Origin of the sequence: Paraburkholderia diazotrophica (assembly GCF_038900755.1) — a bacterium.
In the GTDB taxonomy this organism is placed as follows: domain Bacteria; phylum Pseudomonadota; class Gammaproteobacteria; order Burkholderiales; family Burkholderiaceae; genus Paraburkholderia; species Paraburkholderia diazotrophica_A.
Genome location: NZ_JBBPEN010000004.1, coordinates 152,929 through 170,589 on the forward strand (window position 1 = coordinate 152,929; position 17,661 = coordinate 170,589).

At 62.9% G+C, this 17,661-nt stretch carries 16 protein-coding genes and 1 pseudogene; 9 read left to right on the plus strand and 8 right to left on the minus strand.

From position 1 onward, the window contains the following. Positions 1-47: 47 nt before the first annotated feature. A complete protein-coding gene (acpA, locus tag AABE10_RS14705; protein ID WP_428983319.1) occupies positions 48-1,793 on the minus strand; it encodes an acid phosphatase in 1,746 nt (581 codons plus the stop codon). A gap of 463 nt (positions 1,794-2,256) precedes the next feature. Beyond that, positions 2,257-2,460 (minus strand): DUF2970 domain-containing protein, encoded by a 204-nt coding sequence (locus AABE10_RS14710; RefSeq protein ID WP_342934007.1) that lies wholly within the window; start codon positions 2,458-2,460, stop codon positions 2,257-2,259. Between the two features lie 321 nt (positions 2,461-2,781). On the opposite strand from AABE10_RS14710, the gene hcp reads away from it, so the two are divergent. Further along, positions 2,782-4,449 (plus strand): hydroxylamine reductase, encoded by a 1,668-nt coding sequence (hcp, locus tag AABE10_RS14715; protein ID WP_342934008.1) that lies wholly within the window; start codon positions 2,782-2,784, stop codon positions 4,447-4,449. A 53-nt stretch (positions 4,450-4,502) separates the two neighbouring features. After that, positions 4,503-5,540, plus strand: coding sequence for an FAD-binding oxidoreductase (locus AABE10_RS14720; protein WP_342934009.1), 1,038 nt, complete (start codon positions 4,503-4,505; stop codon positions 5,538-5,540). Positions 5,541-5,581: 41 nt separating this feature from the next. On the opposite strand, the gene AABE10_RS14725 is transcribed toward AABE10_RS14720, so the two are convergent. Beyond that, positions 5,582-6,178 (minus strand): UTRA domain-containing protein, encoded by a 597-nt coding sequence (locus AABE10_RS14725; RefSeq protein ID WP_342934010.1) that lies wholly within the window; start codon positions 6,176-6,178, stop codon positions 5,582-5,584. Here AABE10_RS14725 and AABE10_RS14730 point away from each other — a divergent pair. Further along, positions 6,110-6,844: pseudogene (locus AABE10_RS14730) on the plus strand (lyase family protein); the annotation flags it as partial. The gene AABE10_RS14725 and the pseudogene AABE10_RS14730 overlap by 69 nt on opposite strands. Positions 6,845-6,860: 16 nt before the next feature. Here AABE10_RS14730 and AABE10_RS14735 read toward each other — a convergent pair. Continuing rightward, entirely contained in the window at positions 6,861-7,922 is a 1,062-nt protein-coding gene (locus AABE10_RS14735) for a LacI family DNA-binding transcriptional regulator (protein WP_342934011.1), read from the minus strand. A 195-nt stretch (positions 7,923-8,117) separates the two neighbouring features. On the opposite strand from AABE10_RS14735, the gene AABE10_RS14740 reads away from it, so the two are divergent. Then, a complete protein-coding gene (locus tag AABE10_RS14740) occupies positions 8,118-9,482 on the plus strand; it encodes an MFS transporter (RefSeq protein WP_342934012.1) in 1,365 nt (454 codons plus the stop codon). 84 nt (positions 9,483-9,566) lie between these two features. Further along, on the plus strand, positions 9,567-10,730 hold the full coding sequence (locus tag AABE10_RS14745) for a mandelate racemase/muconate lactonizing enzyme family protein (RefSeq protein WP_342934013.1): 1,164 nt from the start codon (positions 9,567-9,569) through the stop codon (positions 10,728-10,730). A 58-nt stretch (positions 10,731-10,788) separates the two neighbouring features. Here AABE10_RS14745 and AABE10_RS14750 read toward each other — a convergent pair whose 3' ends face one another. Continuing rightward, positions 10,789-11,580 (minus strand): phytanoyl-CoA dioxygenase family protein, encoded by a 792-nt coding sequence (locus AABE10_RS14750; RefSeq protein ID WP_342934014.1) that lies wholly within the window; start codon positions 11,578-11,580, stop codon positions 10,789-10,791. 57 nt (positions 11,581-11,637) lie between these two features. Further along, positions 11,638-13,986: a PAS domain S-box protein gene (locus AABE10_RS14755; protein WP_342934015.1), complete on the minus strand. Its 2,349-nt coding sequence runs from the start codon at positions 13,984-13,986 to the stop codon at positions 11,638-11,640. A 444-nt stretch (positions 13,987-14,430) separates the two neighbouring features. On the opposite strand from AABE10_RS14755, the gene AABE10_RS14760 reads away from it, so the two are divergent. After that, complete coding sequence (locus tag AABE10_RS14760; RefSeq protein WP_342934016.1) at positions 14,431-14,685, plus strand: hypothetical protein; 255 nt, start codon at positions 14,431-14,433, stop codon at positions 14,683-14,685. A gap of 123 nt (positions 14,686-14,808) precedes the next feature. On the opposite strand, the gene AABE10_RS14765 is transcribed toward AABE10_RS14760, so the two are convergent. Further along, on the minus strand, positions 14,809-15,177 hold the full coding sequence (locus AABE10_RS14765) for a hypothetical protein (RefSeq protein ID WP_342934017.1): 369 nt from the start codon (positions 15,175-15,177) through the stop codon (positions 14,809-14,811). A gap of 228 nt (positions 15,178-15,405) precedes the next feature. Between AABE10_RS14765 and AABE10_RS14770 the strand changes: the two genes are divergently transcribed. The 3 genes from AABE10_RS14770 (at position 15,406) to AABE10_RS14780 (ending at position 16,819) form a co-directional block, all read left to right on the plus strand. After that, a complete protein-coding gene (locus tag AABE10_RS14770) occupies positions 15,406-15,573 on the plus strand; it encodes a zinc ribbon-containing protein (protein WP_342934018.1) in 168 nt (55 codons plus the stop codon). Positions 15,574-15,607: 34 nt separating this feature from the next. Next, positions 15,608-16,129, plus strand: coding sequence for a hypothetical protein (locus AABE10_RS14775; RefSeq protein ID WP_342934019.1), 522 nt, complete (start codon positions 15,608-15,610; stop codon positions 16,127-16,129). Between the two features lie 132 nt (positions 16,130-16,261). Continuing rightward, positions 16,262-16,819: a hemerythrin domain-containing protein gene (locus AABE10_RS14780; protein ID WP_342934020.1), complete on the plus strand. Its 558-nt coding sequence runs from the start codon at positions 16,262-16,264 to the stop codon at positions 16,817-16,819. A gap of 102 nt (positions 16,820-16,921) precedes the next feature. Here the strand turns inward: AABE10_RS14780 and AABE10_RS14785 are convergent, their stop codons facing one another. Continuing rightward, positions 16,922-17,512, minus strand: a complete 591-nt coding sequence (locus AABE10_RS14785) for a hemerythrin domain-containing protein (RefSeq protein ID WP_342934021.1) — start codon at positions 17,510-17,512, stop codon at positions 16,922-16,924. Positions 17,513-17,661 lie beyond the last annotated feature (149 nt).

Sequence of the window (17,661 nt, forward strand, 5' to 3'; positions counted from 1 at the left end):
GCGCCACGCGTTTTGGCAACGCGTGGCGGCCGGCGCAGATGCTCTCGTTACGCGGACAAATCGAGCGCGTTGGTCAAATCGCCCATGACCGGCTGACCGCGCGACTGCATCGCGGCATCGCGCGTGCGAAAGCCGTCGAGTGGCTCGAGGTCGAACACGCGCGTAATCAGGCGCAGGATCGACGCCGTGTCGTACACGGTGTGATCGACATAGCCCTTCTTCGCGAACGGCGAGACAACCAGCGCGGGCACGCGCGTGCCCGGACCCCAGCGGTCGCCCTTCGGCGGAGCGACGTGATCCCACCATCCGCCGTTTTCGTCGACGGTCACGATCACCACCATGTTTTCCCATTGCGGGCTCGCGCGCAGCGCCTTCACCGCGTGCACCACATGGCGATCGCCCGATGCGACGTCCGCGTATCCCGCATGCATGTTCAGGTTGCCCTGCGGCTTGTAGAACGTGACGGCGGGCAGCCGGCCCGCGCGCGCGTCGGCGAGGAAGCGATTGGTGCTCTCGTCGTCGCCGAGGCCGCCGTCGCGCAGATGCTTCTCGCGCGCGGCAGTGCCCGGCCCGAGATTGGCGAAGTAGTTGAACGGCTGATGGTGATACTGGAAGTTCGGTATCACCGGCGTGCCGTCGTTCGTGTTCTTGCCGTGCATCTCCAGCGTTTGCTGGAACGCGCCCGCGTACCACGCCCAGTCGATGCCACGCTTGTCGAGCTTGTCGCCGATGTGCTCGTGCGTCTGCGGCGGCAGGGCCATCGCGTTGCTGTCCTGCGTCAGGTCGACGACGCCGTTCGCGCCGACCTTGTATGGCGTGGGCGCGAAGGGCGGCATCATCGTGTTGACGGCATAGCTGATCGCGCGTCCGTCCGCGAGCGTTTCAGGCGGCGTCAGCGCGCTCGGGCCGAACTTGGGGACGCCATCCATCGCACTGTTCGGCGACGCGGCGAGCGGTTTCAGATTCGGGTCGTCGGGGCGTCCGCTGACGGTCTCCGCAATCTGCCCCTTCGCAATGCTCTGCTGCGGATTCGGATACACGGGCGGTGTCGCCGCGACCAGATACTGATGGTTCAGGAACGAGCCGCCAAACGCACCCTGAAAGTAGTTGTCGCACAGCACGTATTCGCTGGCGAGATCCCACAGGCGCAGGTCGTAACTCGTGTTCGCGTAGTGACCCATCGTGAAGCCGCCCGAGTCCGCCCACGCGGCGAACATATCGTTCTTGCCGCCGTTGATCTGCATCTGATTCTGATAGAACACGTGCCACAGGTCATGCGTGACGAGCGACAGCGGCAGGTTCTCGCCGTGCGGCCCCTTGAGCGCAAACGGCGCGTTCGGCAGATCGGTCTGATATTGCTCGCCGGCCTTATACGGAACGCCGTCCGCGATCTGATCCTTCAGCAGCCAGCCGCCCGGCACTTTCGGCAGGCGAGGCAATACGGTCTTGCCGTCGCGGTCGCGCTGCACGCAGTCTTCCGGCTTCACGGCGGAGAGCGGCCGCTCGACGCCCGGAAAATTGCCGAACAGATTGTTGAAGCTGCGATTCTCCGCGTAGATCACGACGATCGTCTTGACCTTCGAGCGCAACGCGCGATCGAACTGCGGTCCGGCCGCGACGCCCGTCACCGACGCTTCGCGCGATGGCGGCAATGCGCAGCTTGCCAGTCCGCCGCCCATCGCCACAGCCGCGACTCCGCCGAGGAAGTGGCGGCGGCTGGGGCGCTCGGGTGTCTGCGCGGGATCGGCGTCTTCATTCACGGGCGGAGAAGAGGGCGGTTCGGTGCGTTTCATCTGGATGTCCAAGGACGAGGGAAGCGATCGAAGAGGCTTGCGCGAAGCATAGCGTATGGCGGCGATGCGCGGGCGGTCGCAACAGGCTGCGCAGTGGGGGCATATCTTTGCGTACCTGACGTGACATCTGCGTGACAGGGAACATTGCGCCGTCGCAGTTCGCTTTACGCGGTTGATCCGGCGTCGATCAGCGTTCTTGTTCGCGTGGAAGCAGGTCTGTGCTTGATGCCCCGGCTGTTGCGATGCGCGCGGAAAGTCGGTCGGCGAGCGGCAAGACGACGGCTCGACGTAATGGTCGTCGTTCGGGCGGCGGGGCGGCAGGTTCAACGTGCTCTTCGAGAAGGAAGGCTGGATTATCCAGTCGCCTCTCGAAGGCAATCTGCATCGTGCAGATTCGCACGTCGTGAAATCAGCGGAGCGTGACGCGCTATTTTCGTTTCGATCTTGGCTGTCGTCGCGAGAATCAGAAGCCTTGAAGCGTAGGTGTCGCGTGTGTAACGAGGTGTACGAGAGTGAAGATCGTGCCGCCGATACACGCCGCGAGGACGACGGCAACGAACGGAAGCAACACGATATTCACGTTGGCAAAATCGGCCTCGTGCGAAGCGCTTTTGCGCACGCCGAAAAAGCTCCACAAAACGATACGAATGAGCTTGAGGATTTCCATGGCTCTCTCCATCAGGGTCAACTAAAGGTACGGCTCATGATCGGCCTTCGACAGAAGCGAAGGAAGGAGCAGTTGACGCTAATCCGATAGAAGCAGAGCACATTCCCCATTCATCGCTGCACAGGCCTCGTTCAACCGGGTGCGACAAATGTTCGCGATCAGCCCTTTGAAGGCGGAACGAAGCGGTCTCGCCTGCATTCGCTGATCCAGATCATGATCAACAAGCCTTCATATCTTGATAATGAAAACATACTTATGTGGTGCATCTTAATGCTGTGCGATAGCACGCCTTATCAACGCCTGAACCAGAACGGAGAAACTGTGTTTTGCTACCAATGTGAACAAACGGACTGCACGGGTGTCCAGCCCGGTTGTGCATCTTCAAGGGGCAATTGCGGCAAGGACGCGACGACGGCTGACCTGCAGGATCTGCTGGTGCATGCCGTCAAGGGCCTCGCGCAATACAACACGCTTGCGCGTTCGACAGGGCATGCAGATCGCGAAGCGGATCGGTTCGTTCTCTACGCGATGTTCACGACGCTGACCAACGTCAACTTCAACGCAAGCCGCTTCGTCGCAATGCTGAAAGAAGCGGCCCAGCTTCGCGACCGGGTACGGTCGGCCTATGAAGACGCAGCGAAGGCCGCAGGGGAAGCCATCCAGCAGCCTGCTGGCCCGGCCGCATGGCAACCGGCTGGCGATCTCGCCGGTCTGCTTGCACAGGCGCAGACGGTCGGCATCAATGCCGGCATCGAGACGGTGGGCGCGGATGTCATCGGACTTCGCGCATTGGTGATCTATGGTCTCAAGGGCGTGTGCGCGTACGCGCATCACGCGCAGATGCTGGGCAAGGAGAGCGAAGAAGTCTACGCGGGCGTCGAAGAGGCGCTCGTGTTCCTCGCCGCCGAGCCGAGCGATGTCGAGGCGTTGCTCGCGCAAGCACTCAAGCTCGGCAGCCTGAATCTCAAGGTGATGGAGCTTCTCGACGACGCCAACACGAGCCGCTTCGGCGCGCAACAGCCGACGGCCGTGCGTGTCACGCCTGTCGCCGGCAAGGCCATTCTCGTGTCGGGACATGACTTCGGCGATCTGCAAGCGCTTCTACAGCAGACGGAAGGCACGGGCATCCAGATCTATACGCATGGCGAAATGCTGCCGGCCCACGCATATCCGAAGCTCAAGGCGTATCCGCACCTCGCCGGCAATTTTGGCGGCGCGTGGCAGGATCAGCAGTCGGACTTCGCGAATTTCCCTGGCCCGATCCTGATGACGTCCAATTGCCTCATCGAACCGCGGCCGCAATATCGCCAGCGTATTTTCACGACGGGACCGGTGGGCTGGGCAGGTCTGCGGCATCTCGAGCATCACGATTTTTCGCTGCTGATTCAGGCGGCGAAGGCACTGCCGGGGTTCCAGGAGACGCCTCCCGAAAAGACGATCACCGTGGGCTTCGGACGCCACGCTGTCCTCGGTGTCGCCGACAAGGTGATCGACGCGGTGAAAGCGGGCGCGATCCAGCACTTCTTCCTGATCGGCGGCTGTGACGGCGCCGCGCCTGGCCGCAACTACTACACGCAGTTTGCCGAGCAGGCGCCGAACGACACGGTCGTGATGACGCTGGGTTGCAACAAGTATCGTTTCAACCAGCACGAGTTCGGCGACATCGGCGGCATTCCGCGTCTGCTCGATCTCGGGCAGTGCAACGACGCGTATTCGGCGATCCGCATCGCGATGGCGCTTGCCGATGCGTTCGAGTGCGGTGTCAACGATCTGCCGCTGTCGCTGATCGTGTCGTGGTTCGAGCAGAAGGCGGCCGCCGTGCTGCTGACGCTGCTCGCGCTCGGCATCAAGAACATCCGCCTCGGACCGACGCTGCCTGCCTTCCTGACGCCGAACATCCTCACGATCCTGGTCGAGCAGTTCGGTATTCAGCCGATCGGCGACGCCACTGCGGATCTCGCCGCCGCGCTTGCCCGCAAGGCAGCCTGAGTCTCCTACGCCGGGCGTCGTCGGGCGCCTGGCTTTTCCTTGCGCAGAATTTCATGACATTCCAAATCCAGCTCACGACACGCGATGAGCAGCAGCTGAGTTTCGACTGTGCGCCTGATCAGGATCTGCTCACGGCCGCGGCGCAAGCCAATATCATGCTGCCCTCGCAATGCAGGAAGGGCAGTTGTGGCGCGTGCCACGCGTCCGTCACGCACGGCGATTATCAGATGAGTGAGCACAACGCCGATGCGCTTTCGGCGGGTCAATCGACTGCGATCCTGATGTGCAGGACCACGCCGTGCAGCGATCTGCGCATCCGCGTTCCGTACGATCACACGAAAGTGCTGCGTCAGGCGGTGCCGCGCCGTTCGACGACGATCGTGGGCCTCGAAACGATCGCGCAGAACACGGTGCGCCTGAAACTTGCGATTTCTCCCGATGCCGAGGGCGGCAACGCCGCCGAGTTCGAACCCGGGCAGTTCATGGAAATCGAAATCCCAGGCAGCGACGAGCGACGCCCCTATTCGCTTGCGAACACAAGCAACTGGGACGGACGGCTCGAATTTCTGATCAGATTGCAGCCTAACGGCCGCTTTTCGACTTATCTGCGCGAGCGCGCGGAGGTGGGTCAGCGGCTTATGGTCCGCGGACCGATGGGCGGCTTCGGCATTCGCGAGGGGAGTTTTCGCGCGCGCTGGTTCGTCGCCGGCGGCACGGGCGTGGCGCCGATGCTGTCGATGCTGCGCCGCATGGCCGACTTTCAGGAAATGCACGACGCGCGGCTCTTTTTCGGCGTGAATCAGGAAAACGAACTGTTCCTGAAAGACGAACTGGAAGCGCTGAAAGCGCAGTTGCCGCAACTCGAAGTCGATCTGTGCGTCTGGAAGCCCGAAGCGGATTGGGATGGCTTCAGCGGCACACCGGCCGATGCGTTGTCCGCTGCGCTGGCTAACACGGCTTCTCAGCCGGATATCTACGTCTGCGGACCGGCCCCGCTGATTCGTGCCGCCGAACAGATCGCAATCGATTCGGGTTTGCCGTCCGATCAATTCGAAAGCGAGCGGTTTGTTTCGAGTGCCGGCGCGGCGTGACGGACTTGTTGCAAGCTACATGCTGATGTCCCGCCGCACGCTCAGCCCTGCCTCGTAAGCTCCAGCGCGTACGAATAGCGATCTGCGGGAAACACGCTCACGGTGGCCTCGAACACGAGGCCACGCGCATCGAAGTAGCGCCTGACGATCTCCAGCGCGTGAGAGTCGGGCGCCACGCCGAGCGGTTCGGCGATATTCGCGGGCACGCCGATCGCCCTGATCTCCTGGCGCACGTTCTGCACCGACCGGCCGAAGCGTTTCTCGACCATCTCGCATATCAGGCCCGTGCTGTTGCGCAACTCGCGCTTGATGCCCGTGCCCAGCGCCACTTCCAGATAGACGTCGGTCCAGCATAGCGGCGCGTCCGGCTTGGACGGATCGACGCGCAGCATTTCGACGCGCAGCAGACGGGTTCCCGCCTCGACGCCGAGTTTGAGCGCAAGCGAAGGACTCGCCGACAGTTCCGTGATCGAGCGGACATGGCGCTCGGTAATCGCGGCGAACTGGACGAGGTCGTCGCGTCGGGCGCATTGGCCTGCGGGCGCTTGTCTATTTCGAAGTAGTGTCGAAAGGGCTTCGACGTGCAGACCGCGCTCGCCGACGAACTGAAACTCGGTGTGCCTGCAACGACGTGGCACGTCGCGCGCGACGGCTTCGCCGAGGCCGTCAACCTGCTCGCGCTCGTGACGGGCTCGCTCGGCAAGATCGCGGTCGACATCATGATCATGGCGTCGAACGAATTCGGCGAAGTGTACGAACCCTTCGTCAAGGGGCGCGGCGCGAGCAGCACGATGCCGCAAAAGCGCAATCCCATTTCGAGCGAGTTGATGCTTGCCGCCGCGAAAGCCGTGCGGCAACACGCGGGCCTGATGGTCGACGCGATGATCCAGGACTTCGAACGCGCGACGGGTCCGTGGCACGCCGAGTGGATCGCGATTCCTGAGAGCTTCATTCTCACGTCGGGCGCGCTGCATCAGGCGAAGTTCGCGCTCGGCGGACTGATCGTCGACACTGAGCGCATGAAGCACAACCTCGGGATCAGCAAGGGACTCATCGTCGCCGAGGCCGCGATGATGGAGATGGCGCCGTACACGGGACGCCAGCAGGCGCACGACATCATCTACGACGCGTGCCGCGCCGCGAACGAGCAGGGCGGCACACTGGCCGATGCGTTGGCCGCGCTGCCCGAAGTCACGCGCCATTTCGATCGCGCTGCAATTGATCGGATGACCGATCCGTCGAACTATCTCGGCCTCGCGCCGCGAATGGTCGATCGCGCCATCGAGTTGTCGGCCGAAATCTGAAGAGCGGGACTGTGCGCTACGCGCGTTGCAGCTTTTTGGCGGCTGTGGCGCGAGCCGCGCCGCAACTTGGCCGCGGCACGAACCACGTCGGCAGGCTCACCGTCTCCGGCTCGCCCGGCGCCTCGATCTGTGCCAGCAGTATCTGCGCGGCGCGCGCGCCAAGCTGCGCAGCGTCGCGCATCACAGTCGCGATAGCCGGCTGATGGAAACGGCAAAGAGGGACGTCGTCGCAACTGACCAGCGACAGGTCGGTTCCGAGTTGCACGCCGCGTCTGTGGACCACCTCCAGCGCGCCTTCGAGCAACTGATTGCCGCCGAGCACGATGGCGGTCGGCGGCCGCTTCGCATCGAGCATTTCCTCGAGCGCGGCCTTGCCATGTTCGGGCGACAGCGTCCCGCGATGCACGATCAGATCGCGCTTGACGCCGAACGTGTCGAACGCGGATTCCATCGCGCGAATCCTTTCTCGCGTCGGGCGCACGTCGCGTCCGACGACGAGGCCTATGCGCCGATGTCCGCTCGCGAGCAGATAGCGCGCTGCATCGCCGACGCCCTGGTGGTGATCCGACAGCACGTAATGCGCGGGGATGTCCGCCGGCAACTCGCGGTCGATCAGCGCAATGGGCGCCTTTGTCGCGCGTAAGGCCGCCAGCGTCGCGGGATCGTCTTCGAGCGCGGGCAGCACGATGAGACCGTCGACCTGCCGCTGCATCAGCACTTCGATACGCTCGGCGTCCACGCTCGGCACGCCGCCCGAGTTGGTCAAGAGGACGGAGAAACCGGCCACGCTCAGCACGCTCTCCGCGCCGCCCACGATCGATGCGATCAGTGGGTTCGTGATATCCGATCCGACAAAGCCGATCGAGCGAGTCGCCTTCCTGCGCAATCCTTGCGCCAGTGCGTTCGGCGTGTAGCCGAGCGTGCGCGCAGCTTCGAGCACGCGCTGCGTCAGCTGCGGGCTCGACCCCGGCTGACCGGACAGCACGCGCGACACCGACGCGATGCCCACGCCGGCCAATGCCGCCACCGCCTTGATTCCAGGCCGCGTCTTCGGATCGCCCGGCAGGTTGTCACTCATCGACTGTTCTCCTCTTGACACGACAGTTTACAACGACTATCGTTTGGAAACGTTTCCGGGAAACGTTTCCAAGAACCGGGGCGAGAAGAGACCGAGAGCGAGGAGCCGCGACGAGTGAGCGAAGGGCGGGGTCCATCATGGAGCGAGACGGCGCGCCGCGCACAGGGGCAGCGCGCAAAGACAAAGAGGTGATATGTGGAAAGCGCAGCACGTATGACGCCGGAAATCCGGCGGGCGGTTCGCAACGCAACCCTGAGCGCGATCGTCGGCACGGCGATGGAGTGGTACGACTACTACCTGTACGCCACGGCCGCGGCGACGCTATTCAACCATCTGTTCTTCCCCAAGTACGACCACCTGACGGGCACGCTGCTCGCGTATGCGAGCTTCGCGATCGGCTTTATCGTGCGGCCCGCGGGCAGCGTGATTTTCGGGCGCCTCGGCGACCGCATCGGACGCAAGGCCGTATTGATCATCACGCTGCTGTTGATGGGCGGCTCGACCACGTTGATGGGTCTGTTGCCGACGTATGCGGCCGTCGGCGTATGGGCGCCGCTGCTGCTGTGCGTACTGCGCGCGGCGCAAGGTCTCGGCTCGGGCGCCGAGTATGCGGGCGCGGTGCTGATGGTGATCGAGTACGCGCCCGCGAAGCGGCGCGGCCTGTACGGCTCGCTGCCTTATACGGGCGTCGCGCTCGGCCTGCTGATGTCGCTCGCGACCTTCCACATTTCGTCGTCGATGTCGAAAGGAAGCTTCGAGGCATGGGGCTGGCGCATTCCGTTCCTGCTTAGCGCCGTGGTCGTCGCGATGGGTCTGCTGCTGCGCAGCCGGCTCAAGGAAACCCCTGTATTCGAGGAATTGCGCCGCAACAAGGCGGTGGTGCGCGCGCCGATCACGGAAGTGCTGCGTACCTCGTTGCGGCCGATGTTGTGCGCGTGGGGCGCGCGTCTCGGTGACAACTCGCTCGCCTACATCTACGAATCGTTCGTGATCGTCTATGTGACTCAACAGTTGCACATGTCGCGCGACACGATCGTGACCGCGCTGATGTGGAGCACCGCCGCGCAATTCATCACGGTTCCGCTGTTCGGCTGGATCTCGGACCTCGTCGGCAGAAAGCCCATTTATATGGGCGGCGCGCTGATTTCCGGCATCGCCATTTTCCCGTTCTTCTCGATGCTGCAAACGGGCGAGCTCGTGTGGATCTATACGGGGCTCTTCCTCGTCTCGTCGATCGCCAAGACGATGATGACTTCGGCGCAAAGTCCGTGGCTCGCGGAGATGTTTCCGTCACGCGTGCGCTACACAGGCTTCTCGCTGGCCCGCGAAGTGACGTCGCCGATTTCGGGCGGTATCGCGCCGATGATCGCCGTCGCGCTGCTGGCCGCAGGACAAGGCTCGCCGCATCTGGTCGCGTGGTACGTGGTGGCGCTCGGCGTCATTACGGCGGTGTCGGTGCTGCTCGGTCCTGAAACGCGGGGCCGCACGCTCGAAGATCACACGCGGGAAGAAAGCACGGTGTCCGGCGGCCCGGTCGCCGTCTCGCACGATGCGCGCTGATCCGCGCATACGTACAGCGTTTTTCGGATGTCTCAAGGCAACGAACGCAGGTAGTGACTACAAGTAATGAGTACAGGAGCAGAAATGAAGATCATCAAGGTTGAGCCGCTGCATGTCGGCCAGTTCATGTTCGTGCGCATCGATACGGACGAAGGCATCACGGGCTACGGCGAAGCCGGCATCTGGGGGCATATCGAAGCGGCGGGCACCGCGATCCAGCGCTTTGCGGAATATCTCGTCGGCAAGCGGGCCTTCGATATCGAGCATCACTGGAACGTAATGCATCGCTTCAGCTACTTCCAGGGACTGGCGATCAACGCGGCGATTTCGGCCATCGACATCGCGCTGTGGGACATCAAGGGCAAGGCGCTCAACGTGCCGATCTACGAACTGCTCGGCGGGCCGGCGCGCAAAAAAGCCCGGATTTATGGGCACATTTACGAAAGCACGATCGAAAAAGTGCTGGAGGAATGTCAGCGCAAGATGGAGGCGGGGTTCAACGCGTTCGGCCATATCAACCCGTTCCTCGACGAAGGCAACGACAAGGTCTACTTCAAGACCCATATCCGCAAGATGCGCGATGCGATCGAGAACGTGCACCGGATGCGCGAAGTGGTGGGCGACCGCGTCGATCTGCTGGTCGAACTGCACCGCCGTCTCACGCCCGCCGAAGCGGTGACGTTCACCAACGGCATCGAACAGGACACGCCGATGTTCGTCGAAGATCCGATTCGCCCCGAGAACGCGGACGCGATGGCGCGTGTCGCCGATCGCATCCGCGTGCCGATCGCGACGGGCGAGCGCTTCTGCACGATCTACGAGTTCCAGGCGCTGCTCGCGCGCAACGCGGTCGAATACGCGCGCGTGGATGTCGCCGTGTGCGGCGGCATCACGGGCGCGAAGAAAGTGGCGGCGATGGCCGAGGCGCATCACGTGCAGGTCGTGCCGCACAATCCGCTGTCGCCGATCGGTCTTGCCGCATGTCTGCAAGTGGCCGCAGCCATTCCGAACTTCGCGATTCAGGAATACGCAACGGGCTTCGAGGCGGGCGTGTTCGAATCGACGGGCAAGCATCTGGGCAGCGATATCGTCGACAAGGTGCCGCTGCCGCGCGAAGGCTTCGTCGATATTCCGAGCGGACCGGGGCTCGGCATGGCGCTGCTCCCCGACGCGCAAAAAATCCGGCCGCCGCTCGTCAAGCCGATTTCGATGCGGCCGCATTTCGACGGCTTCGTCATCGATCAGTAAAGCGCTCGCGGACGATGCGTCCTTTGTAGCTTTTGTCGCTTTGCAGGCGCATCGTCGGTCAATAGGCGAATTTCGTGTAGCTTTCGCCGGCGGCATGGCCATCTGCATTGTCCACGCGCGGCATGTACCGGAGCAGTCGCCGGGCCTTGGCGCTCAGCGATCGATAGACGCTTTCGGGAACGTCGATGCGCACTTCGGGCCGGAAGTACCAGCTGCGGCTGTAGCCGATCACGATCATCGGACGTGGAGTCTGCGTCCGGTTGGGCGTGCCTCTGTGCAAGGCGCGCACGTCCCGGATCATCACATCGCCGAGTTCCATCGTGATCGCCTGCAACGGCGCGTGTCCATTTGCGTGCGCTCGCATCGCTTCGTCGGCATGCATACGATGCGTGCCAATCGTCGTTTCGAATGGCCCGTTATCGAGCGTCACGTCGCACAGCGGAAAGTTGATCGCTAGCTGGAACGACGGCGTTTCAGGAAAGCCGTCGAAGAGCGCCGGCGTGTCGCGGTGTATGTCCTGATAGTCGGAGCCGTGCAGCGGCGTATCGGAGGCAAGCTGGCACATGACCGGGTCGTCGCCCGCCACGCGCTCGACAATGCCCAACACGTCGGGGTCCGCGAAAATCGTCTCGTCGGCGAAAGCGCCCGTGAAAGGCAGCGTGATGTAATGCCTGTTTTGCCCTCGGACGGCGGTCGCATTGGAGCGGATGCGTTCATCGAGCAGCACGTCGAATGCCTCTTGCCATCGGCGCAGCGTGTCTTTCGGAAAGTGCTGGCGCAGCATCACCATGCCGTCTCTGTCGAATTGCTGCGCGAGCGAATCGATCTCCGTTGTCGTATAGCGGCTCATTCGATGTCTCCTGCGAGGTCATTGCCGATGCAACCAGGTCACGGGCCAGTCCGCGCGTCAGTCGCTGAAGCCCTGCAATACGGCGCCCAGTTCTTCGAGCGTGAATGGCTTGCGCAGCGCGGCCCAGCGAAAGGGCAACGCGGGTACAGCCGGCATCTCGTAGCCCGACGAAAACACGACGCGTATCGACGGCTGAATCGCCGCCGCCTGCCTGGCGAGTTCGATGCCATCGATGCCCGGCATCCTGATATCCGTGATCATCACGTCAAACGGCTCTTCGCGCAGCCAGCCGAGCGCTTCTTCGGGCGACGTGGTGAATTTCGGCGCGTGGCCGAGCAGGCGGATCAGTTCGTTGATCGCTTCCGACAGATTCCCGTCATCGTCGACGAGCAGGATGCGCATCGTCTGCGCGCCATCCGCGCGCTCGATGACGGAACCGTTTTCCGAGAGCGCGTCTTTTCCGCTGTCGAGTATCTGCCTGATCTTGTGTGCGAGCTGCTCGCGGCTATAGGGCTTGCTGAGCAGTTCGACACCCGGATCGAGTCTGCCGCCGTGGACGATTGCATTGTGCGTATAGCCCGATGTGAACAGCACCTTCAGACGCGGCAGCAGCGTGACGGCCTGTGCCGCCATGTCGGTGCTGCGAACGGGGCCGGGCATCACGACGTCGGAAAACAGCAGGTCGACATCCACGCCGCTTCGCAGCACGGTCAGCGCCTGTGACGCATCGTCGGCCTTCAGCACGTTGTAGCCGAGCTCGGAGAGCGTGTCGATCGCGGTCGTCTGCACTTTCTGGTCGTCCTCGACGACGAGGATCGTTTCCGTTCCTCCCCTCACGGGCGCGCGCGTTCGCGGCGGCGGCTCGATGGCCGCCTTGGCGGAGCGCGGCAGATAGATCTTGACGGTCGTGCCGTGGTCGATCTCGCTGTAGATCTTGATATGCCCGCCGCTCTGCTTCACGAAGCCATAAGCCATGCTCAGCCCGAGGCCCGTACCGTGGCCTTCGGGCTTCGTGGTGAAGAACGGATCGAATGCGCGCTCGACGACGTCTTGCTGCATGCCTATGCCCGTATCCGTGACGGCCAGCAGCACGTACTGTCCGGCGGCGACATCCGGAACGGTCGCGATGTATTCGTCGTCGAGCATCGCGTTCGACAGCTCCATCGTCAGCCTGCCGCCGTCGGGCATCGCGTCTCGCGCATTGATAGCGAGATTGAGGATCACGTTTTCGAGCTGATGGATGTCGACCAGCGTGTTCCACAGTCCGCCCGCGACGACCGTCTCGACACGTATCGTTTCACCGAGCGCGCGCCGAAGCAGGTCGTCCATGCCGCGAAGCGCCGCCGCGAGATTGATGACCACGGGCTGCAACGGTTGCTGGCGGCCGAACGCCAGCAGTTGCGATGCGAGCTTCGAGCCACGGTCGACCGCGTCGATGGCCTTGCTGACCCGCTCGCGCGTCCACGAATCGCGGTGATGCCGGCTGTCGAGCAGTTCGAGATTGCCGCGCAATATCTGCAGCAGGTTGTTGAAGTCGTGAGCGACGCCGCCCGTCAGCTTGCCCACGGCTTCCATCTTCTGGGCCCGAAACAGTGCCGTGCGAGTCTCTTCGAGCTGCCGGCTGGCGTCCAGGCGTTCGGTGATGTCCCTCGTGATCTTCGCAAAACCGACAAGCGCGCCGTCTTCGCCCTTGATCGCGTCGATTACGACGTGAGCCCAGAAGCGCCTGCCATCCTTGCGCACTCGCCATCCCTCGGACTCGAAGCGTCCTTCGTTCGCGGCGATTGCCAGCCCACGTTCCGGCAGTCCGGCTGCCGCATCTTCGGGCGTATAGAAACGGGAGAAGTGCGAGCCGATTACTTCTTCCGCGCTGAAGCCTTTGATTCGCCGCGCGCCGGCGTTCCAGTTCGCGATCGTGCCGTCGGGCGACAGCATGAAGATCGCGTAATCCGTGACGCCGTTGACGAGCATCCGGAAGCGCTGCTCGCTTTCGACAACCGCTTCGTGCGCGATTCTCTTGTCCGTCATGTCGCGCACGATTTTGGCGAAACCGGCGACGCGGCCCTGCTCGTCTTTCAATGCCGTGATGACGACGCTGGCCCAGAAGCGCGAGCCATCGCGCCGGATGCGCCAGCCTTCCGACTCGGAACGTCCCGTGCGCCGCGCCGTTTCGAGGGCGGCCGCGGCGGCGCCTTGAGCACGAGCTTCCGGCGTATGGAACATGTCGAAATGCCGGCCAATGACTTCCTCGCTCACGAAGCCGTGAATGTGCTCGCCGCCGACGTTCCACGTCTTGATCGTGCCGTCGTGCGACAGCCCGATCACTGCATAGTCGCGAACGGAGCTGACCCATCGCCGGCACCAGTCTTCCGGGAGCGAAAGGTTGCCCTGGTCGTCGTCTTGCATCGTCGTCTTCCCGTTCTTCCGCTGGTTCATGTCAAGCGTCACCAATGGCCAATCGAAGTTTTTAGCACGTTTCATGCCTGGGATTCGCCGATCGAAACGCCAGTTTGTTGCTCTCGGGACGATCTCGTTTGGCTCGAAGGTGACTATCGTAGCGGAGATGGTCCGGTCAGTCGTGCAGCGCGGGTCCGCCGACCATGACGGAGTCGTCGTGCACCGTTTCGTCGGCAGGTCTTTTCACAAGCATACAACTTGAGCATCGGCCTGGTTTTCGCTAACGAGGTCCACGGTAAGGCTTTTGCCGGCATTCGTTCGCGAGCCTTCGATCGATGTCTGACGGGTAGCTCACGACGTCAAATGCTTTGAACAATGCAGCCGTTTCGTTTTCGGCGACCCATGATGCTGCGAACGCGGATGGCGACGCGGTACACAAATCAATACGGCGTGATGCTCGCGCGTCTGGGACGGGCTTTCCAGCGAGTGCAGCGCCCGGCCGGTTGCCATCCGTCCGATCCGCTTGCCGTCATCGAGGCCGGGCAGGCGTGCGAGCGGGCGAAGCTCGTGTGGTTGTCGGCCGACCTGACTTTATGCGGCGATGCGCTGCTGAACGCGCCGCGCTCGCGCGTGCCGCACGGCAAGGTCCTCATCGTGGGCCGCTCCGATCAGATCGTGCGATCCCAGCTCGCGTTGCTCAAGACCTAATGTTGCGTGCGATGGGTGCAGCGTCGCGGAACTGTACGGGGCGCTGCGCGAGTCTGCCTATGCGGGGGTTCTGGTGAGCGTCGATTGCGCGATGGCCCGGGGCCGGGCGTTTCCCGAACGCATCTAGAAGCGGTGCGGCGCATCGGTTGGCCCCGTCGACGGCGGCACCGGTTCGTCGAGCACTAGCACGACGGAAGGGCATCCTTCGAGCACCCCTTGTGGATGCTCTGCTGCGACAGCCGTAAACAGGCCATCGAGATACTCGAACGTGAGCAGCGGTTTCAGCGCCGCGAGCGCGCTTTCAGGATCGGGCTGCGGTGATGTCGTGATTCCGTCGACGTCCAGACGGATGACGCAGCGATCGCCGTCGCGAGTCATTGCGCCGATGTCGATTAGCTTGCCGTCCATGTTTTGCGCGAGCACGCGGTCTTCCAGCGCGAACAGGCGGAATGGGCGACGTGGCGAGTGGGTGACTGCATCTCGATCTGTCATGGCTTCATCCCCGGTGGAATGCTCTCATTCGCGCAACGGCTATGCCTGCGCGCGCGGATGATCCGTCGTATGGCAGAGCGGCACGTGTGAACGTGCACGTTGTAAATGCTACGCGCGCCGCAAGCTGCCCACGATGCTGGGCATAGGCCATGCTGAACCCGAACGCAACGGCGACGTGCCTTTGCGCTCGCATCCGTGCGTCGCTCGCATCTCCCCAGGAGAACTGCCATGTCAGCCAAAGCCGGTGAAATCGCGCAAAAGACGGGTGACTTCCGCTGTGAAAAATGTCACAAGACGACGCACGTGACGCACGGCAAGAAGATCCCCAAATGCCCGCACTGTGGCAACGATACCTTCGATACACGCACGCATGAGCCAGGCAACAAGAGCTCATGAACAGGATTGCACGCATGAGTCCGGGAGACTTCCAATGGCCCGATATATCGAGTGGCAGGACCGGCGCGCACATGCGATGAGCCCGTCCATCATTCAACGCTCAGTGCGCTCGGGCTTGCTTGCGGGTGCGCTGGCTGCTGTCGTTGCCGGGTGGCGCGCGGCGGCAGAAGGTTCGAGCGCGATTGCCCCGATCAACGCCGTCACGCATTGTTTGTGGCCTCACCGCGCGTTTGCAGAGACGCACTTTAGCGCACGCTTCTCACTGACGGGTCTTGCGATTCACGAGGCGTCGGCTGTGCTATGGGCGATGCTCTTCGAGGGACTGCGCGACCGTCTATCGCGTGGATCGTCGCGTCGGGACGCCGTTGCCGTTGCAACAGCTGCGACAGCGACGGCTGCAACGGCGTACGCCGTCGACTATCACCTGGTGCCCGAGCGACTGACGCCGGGCTTCGACGCTCATCTGTCGAATCGGTCTCTCGCGGCCGTGTATATCGCACTGGCAGCCGGACTTGCGGCGGCCGCATTGCTCGGCGGCGCGCGGAGCGACGACTGAGCACTGCCGCACTGTCATGACGTGCCCGCGAGGAACGCCCATTGCTGATCCGACGCGGCCACATCACGCGTCGCGGCGGCCGATAGATGCCGCCGCGATTCTTCACAGCAATCACACTTCATGGAGTCGATCATGACTGAGGCCGCACACAAACCCGTTGCCGCGTCGGCGGCGCGCAATTCGGGATCGGACGCAATCGAATTGTTGAAGAGCGATCATCGCGCCGTCGAAAAACTGTTCGATGCATTCGAAAAAGCGGGCGACGACGATCTCGAAGCAAAAGGGACGCTCGCGCAGCGCGCATGCGAAGAGCTGACCGTGCATTCGATCATCGAGGAAGAGATTCTGTACCCCGCCGCGCACAAGGCGCTCGGCAAAGACGACGCGCTCGACGTGAACGAAGCCTATGTCGAGCACTATCTCGTGAAGACCCTCATCGAGAAGTTCGATTCGCTGAAGCCCGGCGACGAAGGCTTCGATGCGACGTTCAAGGTGATGTCGGAACTGGTTCGGCACCACATCGAGGAAGAAGAATCGGAGCTGTTTCCGGAATTGCGTCAGCGCGGAGTCGACCTCGTCGCACTCGGTGACAAGCTCGGCGCCCGCAAAGCCGAGCTCACGAAGAAACTGGAGCAAGTGGGCAGCAAGCTCGCCGGTGACAGGTCGCTGTCGTTCGGCCGCTCGGCCTGAACTTCGTGCATGTAGTCAAGCGTCGCCGCGCGCGGCTTCGGCGCGCGCGGATGTCACACGTCCACATGGTTGTCCGCGTGTTAACCGGACCCACAGGCATGCTCACGCGTGCGACGCCCGCGCACGGTGATTGCCGCTGAACAGCTTGACCATTCCGCACGCGACGACCGTCGCGAGCAATGCCGTTGCGACGGGGAACGTGCCCGCCGTATTGACGGCGATCTCCACGGGACGCTCGCCAAGCAGCTGCATCCGCCGTTGCGTCATCTGCGCGCCCAGCGTTCTTAGCTCGTGTTTCAACGAGCGCTCCGCGATCGGCAGCAATGTCGTTTCCTCATCGGCGACGTGATGCAAAGTCTCGCGGATCAGTTGCATGAAGAGCGCATCGTATGCGGCGTTTTCCGGGCCCATGCTGCGCAACGTAGCGATCACTTCGCGCATCGCGTCGTGTTCGGCACGGCTGCTTTTCAGCGTCTCGTTGTCCGGGTCCACGCGGGCCAGCGCGGGATAGAAGATCTCTTCCTCCAGTTGCGCGTGAATCTCAAGTGCCGCGCAAACGGAATTGACGATCGCGCGCTTGCGCCACCACGCGGTTTCGTTCCGGTATCGATGAAACGCGGAAATCACGTGCGTATGGTCGAGACGGATCATCGTCGTGATCGTCGGGGACATGGAACGGTTCGTGGTGGACATGGCATGAAGGTGTCGAAGGGATCAGGCAAAGCGTTGAGCATGTCCCGTTCCACCAGACCGCGCCAATGAGATCACGTCAGTGCATGCGCCAATACATGCACGCCAATGAACACCGCGCCGGAGGAACATCGATTGCTCAGGCATCACGT

Coding starts and splice junctions, on each gene's coding strand:
- AABE10_RS14770 (WP_342934018.1), top strand. CDS start 15,406: ATGTCAGCCAAAGCCGGTGAAATCGCGCAAAAGACGGGTGACTTCCGC.
- AABE10_RS14780 (WP_342934020.1), top strand. CDS start 16,262: ATGACTGAGGCCGCACACAAACCCGTTGCCGCGTCGGCGGCGCGCAAT.
- acpA (WP_428983319.1), bottom strand. CDS start 1,793: ATGAAACGCACCGAACCGCCCTCTTCTCCGCCCGTGAATGAAGACGCC.
- AABE10_RS14710 (WP_342934007.1), bottom strand. CDS start 2,460: ATGGAAATCCTCAAGCTCATTCGTATCGTTTTGTGGAGCTTTTTCGGC.
- AABE10_RS14750 (WP_342934014.1), bottom strand. CDS start 11,580: ATGAGCCGCTATACGACAACGGAGATCGATTCGCTCGCGCAGCAATTC.
- AABE10_RS14720 (WP_342934009.1), top strand. CDS start 4,503: ATGACATTCCAAATCCAGCTCACGACACGCGATGAGCAGCAGCTGAGT.
- AABE10_RS14785 (WP_342934021.1), bottom strand. CDS start 17,512: ATGTCCACCACGAACCGTTCCATGTCCCCGACGATCACGACGATGATC.
- AABE10_RS14735 (WP_342934011.1), bottom strand. CDS start 7,922: ATGAGTGACAACCTGCCGGGCGATCCGAAGACGCGGCCTGGAATCAAG.
- AABE10_RS14745 (WP_342934013.1), top strand. CDS start 9,567: ATGAAGATCATCAAGGTTGAGCCGCTGCATGTCGGCCAGTTCATGTTC.
- AABE10_RS14775 (WP_342934019.1), top strand. CDS start 15,608: ATGGCCCGATATATCGAGTGGCAGGACCGGCGCGCACATGCGATGAGC.
- AABE10_RS14760 (WP_342934016.1), top strand. CDS start 14,431: ATGCTCGCGCGTCTGGGACGGGCTTTCCAGCGAGTGCAGCGCCCGGCC.
- AABE10_RS14765 (WP_342934017.1), bottom strand. CDS start 15,177: ATGACAGATCGAGATGCAGTCACCCACTCGCCACGTCGCCCATTCCGC.
- AABE10_RS14755 (WP_342934015.1), bottom strand. CDS start 13,986: ATGCAAGACGACGACCAGGGCAACCTTTCGCTCCCGGAAGACTGGTGC.